Below are 14,403 nucleotides of genomic sequence, written 5' to 3'. Positions count from 1 at the left end.
TTTAGAACAACAGATATAACAGGAGAAGTAAACTTACCAGAGGGAGTAGAGATGGTAATGCCTGGAGATAATATATCAGTATCAGTAGAATTAATCCATCCAATAGCGATAGAGACAGGATTAAGATTCTCAATAAGAGAAGGTGGAAGAACAGTAGCATCAGGAGTTGTTGCTGATATCGCTGAGTAATAAATTTAACTTAACTGTAAAATAATAAATAAATTGAGGAGGAATTATTTTGGATAATAAAAATAAAAGAATTTATCTTCAATCTTACGATAACAAGTTATTAGATCAAACTTCTGCTAAAATAGTAGAAGTGGTAAAGAAAAATGGAGCAAAAATTGCAGGACCAATGCCTTTACCAACTAAAACTAAAAAATATACAGTTTTAAGATCTGTGCATGTTAATAAAGATTCAAGAGAACAATTTGAAATGAGAATACATAGAAGATTTATTGAAATTAAAGAATCAAACAATGATATTTTAACTGCTTTAAGCTCAATAAGCTTACCAGCAGGTGTTTCAATAGAAATAAAGCAATAGTGCTTTGATACAAGTTGGTAGAGCCTTTGAGCTTTATCAACCAATATATTAAGGAGGAAAAAAATGATATTAGGTAAAAAAATTGGAATGACACAAATTTTTGAAAATGAAAAATTAATACCAGTTACTGTAATTGAAGCTGGACCAAATTTCGTAGTTCAAACTAAAATAGTAGAAAAAGAAGGTTATACTTCAATAACTTTAGCTTATGATGAAAAAAGAGAAAAATTAGTAAATAAACCAGAAATGGGTGTTTTCAAAAAAGCCGGAATCACTGCTAAAAAATTCTTAAAAGAATTTAAAGTAGAATCAGTTGAAGAATTTGCTTTAGGTCAAGAATTAAAAGTTGATGTATTAGAAGGTATTGAATTTGTTGATATTCAAGGAATCTCAAAAGGTAAAGGAACTGCTGGAGTTATGAAAAGACATAATTTTGGTGGAAACAGAGCTACACATGGGGTTTCAAGAAACCACAGACTTGGAGGGTCAAATGCAGGAGGAGCTGCATCAAACTCAAATGTACCAAAAGGTAAGAAAATGGCTGGAAGATTAGGAAATGAAAATGTAACAGTTCAAAATCTAAAAGTTGTTAAATTCGATGTAGAAAATAACTTACTATTAGTTAAAGGTGCAGTACCAGGTCCTAAAAATGGTTATTTAGTTATCAAGAAATCAGTAAAAAAATACTAATATAGAGAGAGGAGGCAAAGATGTCAGATTTTAATTTAAAAGTATATAATTTAAATGGTGAAGAAAAAGGAGTAGCTACTGTAAGTGGTGAAATCTTTGGATTAGAACCTAATAAATATGTAATACATGAAGTATTAACAGCAGAACTTGCTGCATCACGTGCAGGAACTGCTTCAACAAAAACAAGAGGAGAAGTATCTGGAGGAGGAAGAAAACCTTTCAGACAAAAAGGAACAGGTCGTGCTAGACAAGGATCAACAAGAGCACCTCATATGGTAGGTGGAGGAGTTGTTCACGGACCAAAACCAAGAAATTATGATAAAAAAGTTAATAAAAAAGTTAGAAAATTAGCTTTAAAATCAGCATTAGCTGTTAGAATCCAAAATGGAGATGTAATTGTATTAGAAGACTACATGTTAGATACTCCTAAAACAAAAGCATTTGTTAATTTTACAGAAAAAGTTAATATGGTAGAAGATAAAAAATTATTTATAGTTAACGATTATTTAGAAGATGCTGATTGGAACTTATACTTATCAGTAAGAAATATCGAAAAAACTGAAATATTAGACCCAAGAGAATTATCAGTATATGCTTTATTAAAATTTAATAAAGTAGTAATTACTAAAGAAGCTCTTGCAACTATCGAGGAGGTGCTTGGATAATGACAATTTTTGACGTAATCAAAAAACCTGTATTAAATACAGAAAAATCAAGAATTTTATTAAATTCAAATGAATATGTATTTATAGTAGATAGAAGAGCTAATAAATTACAAATAAAAGAAGCAGTAGAAAAATTATTCAATGTTAAAGTTTCAGGTGTAAACACTATCAACATGAAACCAACTACTGCAAGAGCGAGAATGACAATTTACAAAACACCAGCTTATAAAAAAGCTATTGTTAAATTAGTAGATGGAGAATCAATCAAAGCTTACGAGGTATAATAACATAGGAAGAGATTAGGAAACTAATCTTTTTCTTTTTTTTATGCCAATTTTTTCTAAAATTTGAAAATGAAAAACAAAACCTTTTAAACCATATATCATATATTGACAATTTATTCATAAACTATTAAAATATACGGGAATGTATAAAAAGGAGGATTTTATGGAGAAAGTTAAGGTTTTAAAACGGTATTGTAAGAGGAAAATAAGTATTACAAAAATGTTAGTTATTACTTTTTTAATTACAGGAAGCATATCATTTTCAAGTACAATTGAAGAAGCAAAAAATAAGATTAATCAAGATAATAAACTTACATCAGGAACATATGAAGGAGAGAGTAGAGCAGATTTCTTAAAAACTAAAGATAATACAATTTTAGAGGGAGATATTTCATTTGATGTAAAGGATACAGGGAATGAAGCATATTTAGAATTAGCTGGAAATAATGTTAAAGGAGATAAGATAAATATTAAATTATCACCAAAATCTAATGCTAAGCATGCAAGACCTAAGGGTGTGATAATAAGAGGTAATGCTAGTGCTGAAATTAAAGAATTAAACGCTGATGTAACTTTATCATCAGAAACAGAAAGTTCACCAGTAAATGGTCCAGATTCAAATGCAGGATATGGTGTTGCAGTTGGATACAATCATAATGGTGGAATAGCTAGTAATACAGCAAAATTAACAGTAGGAAAGATGAATATTAATGTAACTAATACTGCTAATACAATTAAAAGTAAGAAAAAGGTTTCTAAAAATATATTTGGTGTGACTATTACAGCAGAAGTTAATTTTGATCATCAATTATCTGGATTGAAGATATATAAAAGTAATGGAGCAAAGGCAGAATTTGTTGCAAATGATAAGGTAGATATTACAGTAAGTGATTCCTCAACAAAAAAAGTAGGGAGTTATTTAGTAGGAGTATATATTTCAGGAAATGAAAGTAAAGCTGAATTTAATGGAGAAACAAACATTAAAATAAAAGGAGATGGAGTAAATTCAGCGGGTATTAAGATAGGAAAACCTAATGATGGTAAGATAACTACAGAGGGTCCAACAGTTAAAATAAATGGTAAGTTAAATCTTGATACTACAAGTAATAGCTTATCTGGAGCAGTAAGATTATTTGGTGATAAAGCTAGATTAGAAGTTACAGGTAAAAATACAGAAGAAGTTTCAGTTATTAATTCTGGTAATTCAGCTATAGTATATGATACTCAAGATTATATAACAGATTTTACTACTAATATAAATATAATTGGAAAAACATATCGTAATGCAAATGGTAAAGACCAAGTAGTTAAATTACATAATACTGAATTAAAAACAACATCTGAAAATGCTTCACTTATTAAAGTAAGAGCAGAAAAAGTCGTAGATTTAACATTTGGGTATGCAAAACAATTATCAAATGGACAATTAAATGCAGGTGATTTTTCAGTAGAGGATGCTATATTTGAATTATCAGGAGAAAAATCTAAGGCAGTAGCAGCTAAAAAAGGTTGGTTAATGGAAGTTGAGGGTACTAGAGATATTAGTTCTTCATTAACAGCTAACATTAAAGATATGGCAGTAGTTGAAGGATTGACTGATAAAAAATATTCTTCAAAATTAGATATTAATTTAGAAAATAAGGCTAAGTGGATTTTAAATAATAAGGATATGGAAAATAAAGCGACTTTCTCTAATTTAAATATTAAGAATAGTATTTTAGATGCAAGTAAATTTAATAATGGAGATAGTGCGAAATATGAATTAAAAGCAACTAGTGATGGTACAAAGAATGATGGTAAAATTACAAATTCAGGTGAAATTACTATGGATAATGGTAAATATAGTGATGTTTTATCAATAAAAGGGGATTACACTGGTTCAAATGGAAATTTATTATTAAATACATTATGGAATCAAGTAAGTGGTAAAAATGGAGAAAATTCAAAATCTGATTTACTTGAACTTACTGGAACTGTAAGTGGAACTACTAAACTTATAACAATGTCTAAGGATAAGATAGAAAATATGATAGATGGAGATGTAAATGGTGAAGAGGGAGATAGAAGTGCTGTAGTAGTTAAAGCACCTAAAGAAACTTCAGCATCAGCATTTATTGGTAAAGCTAAAACTAAAAATGATTTAGAATTAGAATTAAAATCAGAAATTAAAGATAATCATAGATTATTCTTCTGGGAAATAACTGAGGCAGGACCAGGAATATTTTTAATAGGTCCTAAAGCTAATATGGATCAAGCACAAAAAGTATTTGGACGTTTAAATGAAAGACGTATACAAACAACTTTATTTAACATAGGAAAAGAAACTAAAAACCCTATGCCATGGGCTAGATTATATGGTGGAGAATTTATTTATAACAATGGGAATAAAGTAAATTATATGGACGGAACTATAGGTATAAATATAGGAATGGATTATCATTTTGATAAGAAAAAAGAAAATTTAACTGGAATATATTTTGGATATTCAAACTCATTTAAAAATGTTATAAGCAATAAGACTTCAGCATATAAAGGGACAGTAACTACAAATATGTATTCAATAGGATTAACTAATACATATAGTATAGATAAATTCTATACAGATGCAGTATTACAATTATCAGGACTTAGTAATAAATATGAGTTAAAAAGTGGTGAAACATATAATAATTTAGGTATAGTATTTACAGGGTCTATTGAAGCTGGTTCTCCTATATACTTTATAACTGATAAAGACAAAGATAAAAAATATTTAATTGAGCCACAAGCACAAATAATTTATCAATTATCTAAAAATGGAAATATAAGTGAAAAAAATATTAGTTATGATTTAGGACATTCAGTAAAAGGTAGAGCAGGATTAAGACTTGGATATTCAACAGCTAATAGCACAACAGCTAAAAATGGAATGGGATATGCTTTATTTAATGTTTGGGGAGAATACACTAATGGAAATAAAGTTAAAAAAGGAGATAAAACATATTCTGAAACATATCCAAATATTTGGTTAGAAGCAGGGCTTGGAGCAAATCTTCCAGTAACTAAAAAAGTAAGTACATATCTTGAGGTAAGTTTAGAGAAATCAGTTTACGGAAGTAATAAATATGGTGGAAAAGGGACTATAGGAGTTAATTTTGAAAATTAAAATTTAATTTCAAATTAAGACTGTTCATTTTGAACGGTCTTTTTTTTTATAAATAAATTATTGACAAAATGTCGGGGGGGGGCGTATAATGATTATGTTTGTTTAAAATACTAAAATTTAACAATAAAGTAATAATAAAATAAGTTTTAGTATAATAAAAATAACTTTATATAAGGTTTAAAGGATGGTAAATAAAATGAAAAAACTTTTATTATTTTTTGTAGGGTTAGGAAGTTTAATATCTTTTTCTGAGGATGATGTTCAAACTGAATTTGAAAAACTTCATAAAGAAATACATGAGTATATTTTTGGTGAAAAATTAGAAGAAACTAAAAAAATGATAGAAAATAGTAAACATAATTCAAAAAATTATGGAGTTGATGAAAAAATAAGTGAATTTTTTGATAGATTAAAAAAATTGGAAACAAAAGGATTAGCTACAAATAAAGAATATGAGGAAAACTTAGAAAGAGTAACAACATTATTAAATTTAAAAGAAAAAAGTTTTGATAGATATCAAATAATTAGATTTAAAACATATTTAAATTACAAACTTGAACCAACTTTTGATGATAATGTGTATTTTAAAGTAGGATTTAATAAGGGTGTTACAAAAGGAGATATTCAAGGATTAAATGCAACTATTGGTGGAAATTATTCTGTTAAAGATAACATAAAGATTGGTGGATTTATTCACTATGATAATAAATTAGGAGATTTAATGCTAACCACACATGCTCATATTGCTGCAGTAGGTTTAAATGGTAAATTTAAATTAAAAGATAATAAGGGAGATATAGAATCTTTTGTTGCATATAAATACAATTATGGAAAGTATAAGAATAGAATTGAAACAACAGGACTTATAGAACATGAATTAAGAAATAATATTGAAAAATTTTATGATGAATATGTTCATCAACATAGTATTGAGGTGTATAATAAATATTCTAAAGAATTTGAAATTATTAAAGGTTTAAAAATTTCTCCACAAGTAGAGAATTATCTTAGTGTTACACCATCTATAAAGTTTTCTAATTTTCTTATTGAAGATAATTTATTTGATGTAATATCAGAAAAATTACCAAATCAAGAAAATAGAGATCGTGTGTCTAAACCATTATTAGATAGAATAATAACTTCAAATGAAATAAATCATGTTTTAAAAAATACTTTATCAGGTGGAATTTTACTTGAATATACTGGAGTTAAAAATTTAAATATATACTTAAATACTAAACTTGGTAGTAATTATGAGAATGTTGGAATAACATCAAAATTAAAAGTAGAAAAGCATAGAAAAAGAGATGTAAATTCTGAAACTAATGTTAGTGATAAATCATTTGAACTAGATTTATTAGATAGTAATGGAGTATTAGAAAATATAAATGTAGATGATGATCTTTTAGAGGCTTTAGGTATTGAATTAAATGGTAATAAGGACTATATAAAAGGTAAAAGTGAAACTAAATGGAAAGAGTATATACATAATATAGGGATTGCATATGATGTAAAAACAGGGGTTAAATATAACTTTAAAAACTTTAATATAGATGCTTATGTGAGATTTGATGGAAATACAAATAACAATGAAAAATTATATAAAGATTTTCATAAATTTAGTTTAAATACAAAATTAGGGTATAATTGGTAAGATAAATAGTTTTAAAAAATATAGAATCCTACTTTAAATGAGGAAAAATTAATTGACCTCTAAAAGTAGGATTTTTTATATACTTCATCTATTTTTAATGGAAAAATAGTTCCGTAATTAAATGGAAAAATTGGTAATTGAAAAAAGGTAAAATTGAGGTATATTAGTATTAGAAAGGAGAAGTTATGGAAAATGAATTGAAATTAATTTATAGAATATTATTTGATGGCAATTTTCATACATCAATTGAATTATCAAATCATTTAAAAATGTCAGATAAAACTTGTAGAAAATATATAAAAGAACTATCTGAGATTTTAAAAAAACATGATATTAATATTGTTTCAAAAACTAGATTTGGATACAGATTAAGTGGAAGTATCTTAAAAGAAAATGAAATTTTTAATTCAGATAATTTTAAGATACCCATAACTTCGGAAGAAAGACAAATATATCTTATTGATAAATTAATTTCAGAAGATGGATATATTAAATTAGAAAATATAGCTGAAAAAATATATATAAGTACAAAAACTTTATCAAATGATATAAAGAAAATAGAAAATATAATTAGAACATATGACCTTGAGTTTGAAAGAAAACCTTATTACGGTTTGAAATTAATAGGTGAAGAATTGAATATTAGAAATTTTTTAATAGATATTTTAGAAAAAAGACTTAATGAAAATAAGTTTTTTGATAAAAAATCTAAATATAATATAAATGACATTGCTAAATATACATATTCATTTCTTAAAGAAAAAAATGTTAAAATATCTGATTTTTCATTACAAAATTTAGTAGCAGTTATATATGTAAGTTTTCATAGAGTAGAAGCAAATAAAAGAATAGAAAATATTGATATTGAAAAAAATGACCTATTTTTAACTAAAAAATCTCATGTTTTAGAATGTATGGAGTGGATATATAAAAAGCTGGGATATTGCTTGAATTTAAACAGTAATGATTTAGACTATATTACAATACATTTTTTAACAAATGAAACTCATAGTTATAAATCACTTAAAACAGAAGATGTTAATGAAGTAAATGATATTATACAAGAATTACTATATTATGTAAAACTTACTTTTAAAATTGACTTATACAATGATGATGACTTGTATAAAAATCTATATACACATATACTTGCATTATGTATTAGAATAAGATTTGGAATTAAAATTAAAAATCCTTTACTTGAAGATATTAAAAAAAATATGCCTCTTGAATATAATGTGGCGACATATGTTTGTAACTTAATTTCAAAAAGATTTAATGAAAAAAGTTTATCTGATGCTGAAATTGGATTTATAGCAGTAATTTTACATATGAGCAAAGGAATTAATTTAAATATATCAAATAAGAAAAATATATTAATTGTTTGTCCAAGTGGTAGAGGAGTATCAAAGTTTTTAATTTATACCTATAGTAACCTATTTTCTGAATATACAAATATTATTTCTTCTTGTGGAGCAAATGAGTTATTGGATATGGATTTAGGAAATGTGGATATAATATTTTCATTAATAGATTTAGATATGCAGATAGATAAGCCTATATATAAAATAAACTATTTTTTAAATGATGAAGATATTTTAAGGATAAAAAATATTTTAAAAGATAATAATAATTACTTAAAAGAGATAATACCTAAATCGCTTTTTATGTATTTAAACGAAACAAAAAGTAAAGATGAGATTATAAAACTAATGTCAGATAAACTTATGAAAATTCCTAATATGAATAGCAATATTGAATTTTTAATACATAAAAGAGAAAAACTTGGTATGACTGAGATTTCAAATGAAGTTGCAATACCTCACCCAGTTGAAGTGATAGAAAAAGTAAATGTTATAGGAGTTTGTATAAGTAAAAATCCTGTAAAATGGTTAAATAATGATGTGAATATTATACTATTTTTATGTTTAGATAATAAAAATAATAAGAATGAAAAAATATATGAAGCATTTACAAAAATAGTTGGAAATAAGAAAATAATAAATGATATTTTACTTACACCAACTTACGATAATTTTATAAATATTTTAGAAAATATAGGAGGGAAATAGAAATGACTTATGATGAATTAAGTGAGTATGCAATGCAGATAATTGCAAATTCAGGAATGTCAAGATCTAGTTCTATGCAAGCAATACAATTTGCTAAAAAGGGAAATTTTGAAAAAGTTGATGAATGTATGAAAGAGGCAGACAAATATTATTTAGAAGCACATGAAATTCAAACAGATTTAATAGTTAAAGAAACTTCAAGTGATGAAAAAATTATTTTAAACTTAATTATGGTACACGCACAAGATCATTTAACTATGGCACTATTAACTAAGGATTTAGCAAAAGAAATTATTGAATTACATAAAAAATAGAAAGGATGATTAAAGATGCTAAAAATTTTATTAATTTGTACAGCTGGAATGTCTACAAGTTTTTTAGTAGAAAAAATGAAAAAAGAGGCTGAAACAAGAAATTTAGAAGTTCAAATTACTGCAATACCTGAAGCAAGTTCAGATGAATTTGTAGGTAAAGTTGATGTAGTTTTACTTGGTCCACAAATTAAATATTTAGAAAATGATATTAAAGATAAGTTTGGTGAAACACCAGTTGGTGTTATTAACATGATGGATTATGGAATGATGAAAGGTGATAAAGTTTTAGATTACGCATTATCAATGATAGAAAAAAATTAAATATATAAGGAGAGAAACATGAAAAAATTTATGAATTGGATGGAAAATTATTTTGTTCCTATGGCAACAAAGCTTTCTTCCCAAAAGCATTTAGTTGCTATTAGAGATTCATTTATTGCAATTTTACCAGTTACTATGGTTGGTTCTATTGCAGTATTACTTAATGTATTATTTAGAAATATTCCTAATGAATATGGATTTCCACAAGTTGCTGAATTTATGGCACCACTTATTAATATTAATGGTGTAGTATGGTTCGGTTCACTTGCAATCCTTTCATTAGTATTTATAGTTGCATTAGGATATAATGTGGCTTCAGGGTATAAGGTAAATCCACTTGCTGGTTCTTTAGTTGCAGTTGCATCATTTATTTTATTCTTACCACAAGAAGCAAGATTTATGGCTGATATAAATGGAACAGTACATGAAGTTTCATCATGGGGATTTTTAAACTTTAACCAATATTTAGGTGCTACAGGGTTATTCCCAGCTATGGTTATTGGATTTTTCTCAACAATAATTTATAGTAAATTAATGATAAGAAAAATAACAATTAATTTACCAGATTCAGTGCCACCAGCAGTTAATAAAGCATTTGCATCTATAATACCAGGAGTAATTGCAATATATGCTTCAGCTACTTTATCATACCTTGTTACAACATATACAGGGCAAACATTAAATGATTTGATATCTAAATATATTCAAGCTCCATTATTAGGACTTTCTCAAGGTGCATTTTCAGTAATATTACTTGCATTCTTAGTTCAACTTTTCTGGTTCTTTGGATTACATGGACATAATGTACTTGCTCCATTCCTTGATGGGATTTATCAACCTGCTTTACTTGCAAACGCAGAACACATTGCTAAAGGTGGGACAGTTGATACTTTACCATATTTATGGACAAGAGGTTCATTTGATGCTTATCTTCAAATGGGTGGATCTGGAATTACTATAGCATTAATAATTGCAATTTTCCTATTTTCAAAAAGAGAAGATCATAGAGCAGTTGCAAAACTTGGATTACCTATGGGTGTTTTTAATATTAACGAACCTATGATTTTTGGAATGCCTATAGTATTAAATCCGTTATACTTAATTCCATTTTTATCAGTTTCTACTATAGGTGCAATTATTGCATATGTTGCAACAGTTTTAGGTGTAATTCCACCAGTGTTTGTACAAGTTCCATGGATATTACCGCCGGGGGTTTATGCTTTCTTTGCAACAGGTGGAAGTGTAGTCGCAGCATTAGTTTCATTATTTAATGTATTTGTGGCATTTGTAATATGGACACCATTTGTAATTATGGCAAATAGAATAAAAGAAAATTAATATTAGGGGTGGTTATCCACCCCAACTTTAAATAAAGGAGAAAAAAATGAAATCATGGCCAATGTTTGTAATTACTTTAGGTACTATAGCCATAGCAACATATCCTTTAAATAATCAATTAATTAATCTTCTAATGGGTTTAACATTGGTAGTTATAGGAGTAATATTTTTAATTAGAGGTAATAGAAAATGAGAGTAGAGCAAAAAATAAAGGTATCTTCAAAAGAATTTTATAATTTTTTGATTGAAAATATAAAAAAAGAGATGAATGTTACAGGGAAAATAAAAAAAGGAATGAAATTTAATGTAGAACTTAAAACTAAAACTAATCAGATAGCTAAAAGCATTGTAGAAATAATAAATTTAGTTGAAAATTCAAGATATACATTAAAATATACTTCAAGCTTAGGTGAAAATATTGTAGACTATCAAATTAATGAGTTGAATATGAATGAAATAGAGATAATATATGATGAAATATATATTACAAAATCTCATTTTCAAAAATATAATCATATATTTATGGAATTTTTTTATTCTTTTTTCTTAAAAAGAAAGAAAAAGAAAATGTTAAAAGCAGTAGAAAATTATTTAATAAATAAAAGAATGGAGGGAAACAATGATTAAATTTCCAAAAAATTTTTATTGGGGTAGCTCTATAAGTGCAGAACAAAGTGAGGGTAGATTTGAGGGAGATTGCAAAGGATTTACTACTTGGGATAAATTTTTTGAGATAGAGCCATATAAGTTTCATAATCAAATTGGACCTCAAACTACTACAAGTATGTATAAATATTTTTTAGAAGACATTAAATTGTTAAAAGCTACAGGTCATAATACTTTTAGAACATCTATTTCTTGGTCAAGACTATTTCCAAATGGAATAGGAGAAATTAATGAAGAAGCAGTTAAATTTTATAGAACATATTTTTCTGCTTTAAAAGATAATGGAATAGAACCATTTGTAAATTTATCACATTTTGATACACCTCTTTTACTAGAGGAAAAATTTGGTGGTTTTGCAAGTAAAGAAGTAGTTGATGCTTATGCTAAATATGCAAGAACTTGTTTTGAATTATTTGGAGATATAGTTAAGACTTGGTTTACTTTTAATGAACCTATAGTATCTGTAGAATGTGGGTATTTAAAACAATATCATTATCCTATGGAAGTTGACCCTAAAAAAGCAGTTCAGGTAGGATATAATTTGGCACTTGCCTCAGCTAAGGCAATAAAGGAATTTAAAGAAGTAATAAAAGATGGGCAAATAGGAATAATATTAAATTTAACACCAGCTTATCCAAGAAGTAATCATTCAAGTGATTTAAAAGCATCAAGAATAGCTGAATTATTTGCTAATAAAAGTTTTCTTGATCCAGCCGTAAAAGGAGAATATGATGTTGAATTGATAGACCTTATAAAAAAACATGAACTTTTACCTGAATATAATAATGAGGAATTAGAAATAATTAAAAATAATAAGGTGGATATATTAGGTATTAACTATTATCAACCATTAAGAGTTAAAGCAAGAGATTCTAAGCCTAATGATGAGGCACCATTTATGCCAGAATATTATTATGAACATTTCATAATGCCAGGAAGAAGAATGAATCCTCATAGAGGGTGGGAGATTTACCCTAAAGGTCTTTATGATATAGCAGTGAATATAAAAGAAAATTATGGAAATATACCGTGGTTTGTTGCAGAAAATGGTATGGGTGTTGAGGGAGAAGAAAAATATAAAGTAGGGGATATGATACATGATGACTATAGAATAGAGTTCTTTAAAGAACACTTAGAGTGGTTACATAAAGGGATAACTGAAGGTGCAAATTGTAAGGGATATTTAGTATGGACTGCAATTGATTGTTGGTCATGGTTAAATTCATATAAGAATAGATATGGATTAATAGAACTTGATTTAAAAACATCAAAAAGATATATAAAGAAATCAGGTTATTGGTTTAATGAATTAAATAAAAATAACGGATTTTAGTATAAAGCCACAGAAATTTTTTTGTGGCTTTTATAACACCGACCATTAAATAAAAAAATCACATAAAATATTTCCCTATATCCCTTTCCTTATAATTCATATTATATTTTCTTTGAAAAATCTTTGAATTGTGAAAAAAATTTACTTAACTATTGACAGGTACATACCACGATTTTTTTGATTTTTTTTATGAAAAAAAATGCTAATCTTTGAATATACTTTGTTTTGTGAAAAAATTATTATTTAACCATTGACAAAAAAGAATGGGGGGGGGGTATAATTTGCTCAATTATTCAGATAAAATATATGTTTTCATTGATTTTAATATTGAAAAATATTTTATTGAGGAAAGGTAAGCAAATGAGTAGAAAAAAATATATTTCTTTGTTCATTTTTTTAATGATAATGTCAAAGATTGCTAATGCAGAGTCCATAGATGAAAAAATAGATGAGGATATAAGAAAGATTAATGAGATAGAATCACAAATGAAGTATGATAGAGAATTAGTAAAAAATGAAGCTGGATCTGTGCATATAGATACTAATGAAAAAGTAAGTCTTACATTTAATGCAGATTATTCAACCCCAACATCATATGTAGTATATTCTAACGGTAAGCCAAACAGTGTTAAAATAGTTAATAATGCAACTCTTTCTAGTAGAGCTGAGGTAATCACAAGTTTACATAACCATGATTTTACCAATTTAATTCATGTAACTAATAATAAGAATTTAATTGGGACGGCAGATAATGTAAATGCAGTATCATTAATAGGGAAATATGTATATTTTAAAAATTCAAAAGGAGCTTTACTTACAGCTAGGAATTACTATAAATCAATGACTTTTATAGCACAAGAATTAGGAGTATTAGATAATGCTGGAACAATAGAAAAAACTGTTGAAATGCTTTTGAAAAAAGGTGGAAGTATAATAAATAGAAGTACGGGAAAACATGATGATATTAATATTTATTCTTATGCAGGTGTAAACTATAAGAATGAGGGGGAAGTATCTGGAAAAGTAACAATAGGAACACGTAAAGGATTAAATTTTGTAAATACTGGAATAATTAAGGGTGATGTTGATATAAGATCAGGAGTATCAAATTTAAATTTTCAAAATTTTGGTAAGATAGAGGGAGAAGAGGTTAAACTTGGAGTAGTTAAAGGTAGGATAGATAATAATAAAGAAATTATTGGAAATTTAGTAGTAACTGAGAGTGGCAGAATATTTAAAAAAGAAGAATTAGAAAAAATAAAAAAAGATTCTATGTTAAATGTCAATTTACAAAACGGAAAAGTTAAAGGCGATTTAATTTTAAAAAGAAGAGGATTACAAGAAACAATAGTTATAATAAAATCAATGGACAAT

14 protein-coding genes and 1 pseudogene are annotated in these 14,403 nt (G+C 26.6%); all 15 read left to right on the top strand.

Features of this window, described 5'->3' with window-relative positions; translation table 11 throughout:
• Nucleotides 1–189: EF-Tu C-terminal domain-related protein (locus BT993_RS05850; protein ID WP_482984220.1), on the top strand; the 189-nt coding region annotated here is incomplete at its 5' end.
• A gap of 49 nt (nt 190–238) precedes the next feature.
• A complete protein-coding gene (gene rpsJ, locus BT993_RS05845; protein WP_066900868.1) occupies nt 239–547 on the top strand; it encodes a 30S ribosomal protein S10 in 309 nt (102 codons plus the stop codon).
• Between the two features lie 63 nt (nt 548–610).
• A complete protein-coding gene (gene rplC, locus BT993_RS05840; protein WP_072593644.1) occupies nt 611–1,237 on the top strand; it encodes a 50S ribosomal protein L3 in 627 nt (208 codons plus the stop codon).
• Between the two features lie 20 nt (nt 1,238–1,257).
• Nucleotides 1,258–1,902, top strand: a complete 645-nt coding sequence (rplD, locus tag BT993_RS05835; protein WP_072593643.1) for a 50S ribosomal protein L4 — start codon at nt 1,258–1,260, stop codon at nt 1,900–1,902.
• Nucleotides 1,902–2,186: a 50S ribosomal protein L23 gene (rplW, locus tag BT993_RS05830; protein ID WP_072593642.1), complete on the top strand. Its 285-nt coding sequence runs from the start codon at nt 1,902–1,904 to the stop codon at nt 2,184–2,186. The genes rplD and rplW overlap by 1 nt, the downstream gene beginning before the upstream one ends.
• 163 nt (nt 2,187–2,349) lie before the next feature.
• Nucleotides 2,350–5,331 carry a hypothetical protein gene (locus BT993_RS05825; RefSeq protein ID WP_072593641.1) on the top strand — a complete coding sequence of 994 codons (2,982 nt, stop codon included), beginning with the start codon at nt 2,350–2,352 and terminating at the stop codon, nt 5,329–5,331.
• 196 nt (nt 5,332–5,527) lie between these two features.
• The gene (locus tag BT993_RS05820; RefSeq protein ID WP_072593640.1) at nt 5,528–6,985 is read left to right on the top strand and encodes a hypothetical protein; all 1,458 of its coding nucleotides are present in this window, start codon (nt 5,528–5,530) and stop codon (nt 6,983–6,985) included.
• A 185-nt stretch (nt 6,986–7,170) separates the two neighbouring features.
• Nucleotides 7,171–9,057, top strand: coding sequence for a BglG family transcription antiterminator (locus BT993_RS05815; protein WP_072593639.1), 1,887 nt, complete (start codon nt 7,171–7,173; stop codon nt 9,055–9,057).
• Between the two features lie 2 nt (nt 9,058–9,059).
• Nucleotides 9,060–9,371 carry a PTS sugar transporter subunit IIA gene (locus BT993_RS05810; RefSeq protein ID WP_072593638.1) on the top strand — a complete coding sequence of 104 codons (312 nt, stop codon included), beginning with the start codon at nt 9,060–9,062 and terminating at the stop codon, nt 9,369–9,371.
• A 15-nt stretch (nt 9,372–9,386) separates the two neighbouring features.
• Nucleotides 9,387–9,692 (top strand): PTS sugar transporter subunit IIB, encoded by a 306-nt coding sequence (locus BT993_RS05805; RefSeq protein WP_072593637.1) that lies wholly within the window; start codon nt 9,387–9,389, stop codon nt 9,690–9,692.
• Nucleotides 9,693–9,710: 18 nt separating this feature from the next.
• Nucleotides 9,711–11,030: a PTS sugar transporter subunit IIC gene (locus BT993_RS05800; protein ID WP_083557409.1), complete on the top strand. Its 1,320-nt coding sequence runs from the start codon at nt 9,711–9,713 to the stop codon at nt 11,028–11,030.
• 46 nt (nt 11,031–11,076) lie between these two features.
• Entirely contained in the window at nt 11,077–11,223 is a 147-nt protein-coding gene (locus tag BT993_RS07350; RefSeq protein ID WP_158007937.1) for a hypothetical protein, read from the top strand.
• Nucleotides 11,220–11,657, top strand: a complete 438-nt coding sequence (locus BT993_RS05795) for a DUF3284 domain-containing protein (RefSeq protein ID WP_072593636.1) — start codon at nt 11,220–11,222, stop codon at nt 11,655–11,657. Before BT993_RS07350 ends, BT993_RS05795 begins: the two co-directional genes overlap by 4 nt.
• Entirely contained in the window at nt 11,650–13,029 is a 1,380-nt protein-coding gene (locus BT993_RS05790; protein ID WP_072593635.1) for a glycoside hydrolase family 1 protein, read from the top strand. The genes BT993_RS05795 and BT993_RS05790 overlap by 8 nt, the downstream gene beginning before the upstream one ends.
• A gap of 405 nt (nt 13,030–13,434) precedes the next feature.
• Nucleotides 13,435–14,403, top strand: a pseudogene (locus BT993_RS05785) (autotransporter domain-containing protein); the annotation flags it as partial.

Source organism: Streptobacillus ratti (genome assembly GCF_001891165.1).
GTDB classification, from domain to species: Bacteria; Fusobacteriota; Fusobacteriia; order Fusobacteriales; family Leptotrichiaceae; genus Streptobacillus; species Streptobacillus ratti.
This window is presented reverse-complemented; position numbering and strand designations above follow the sequence as displayed.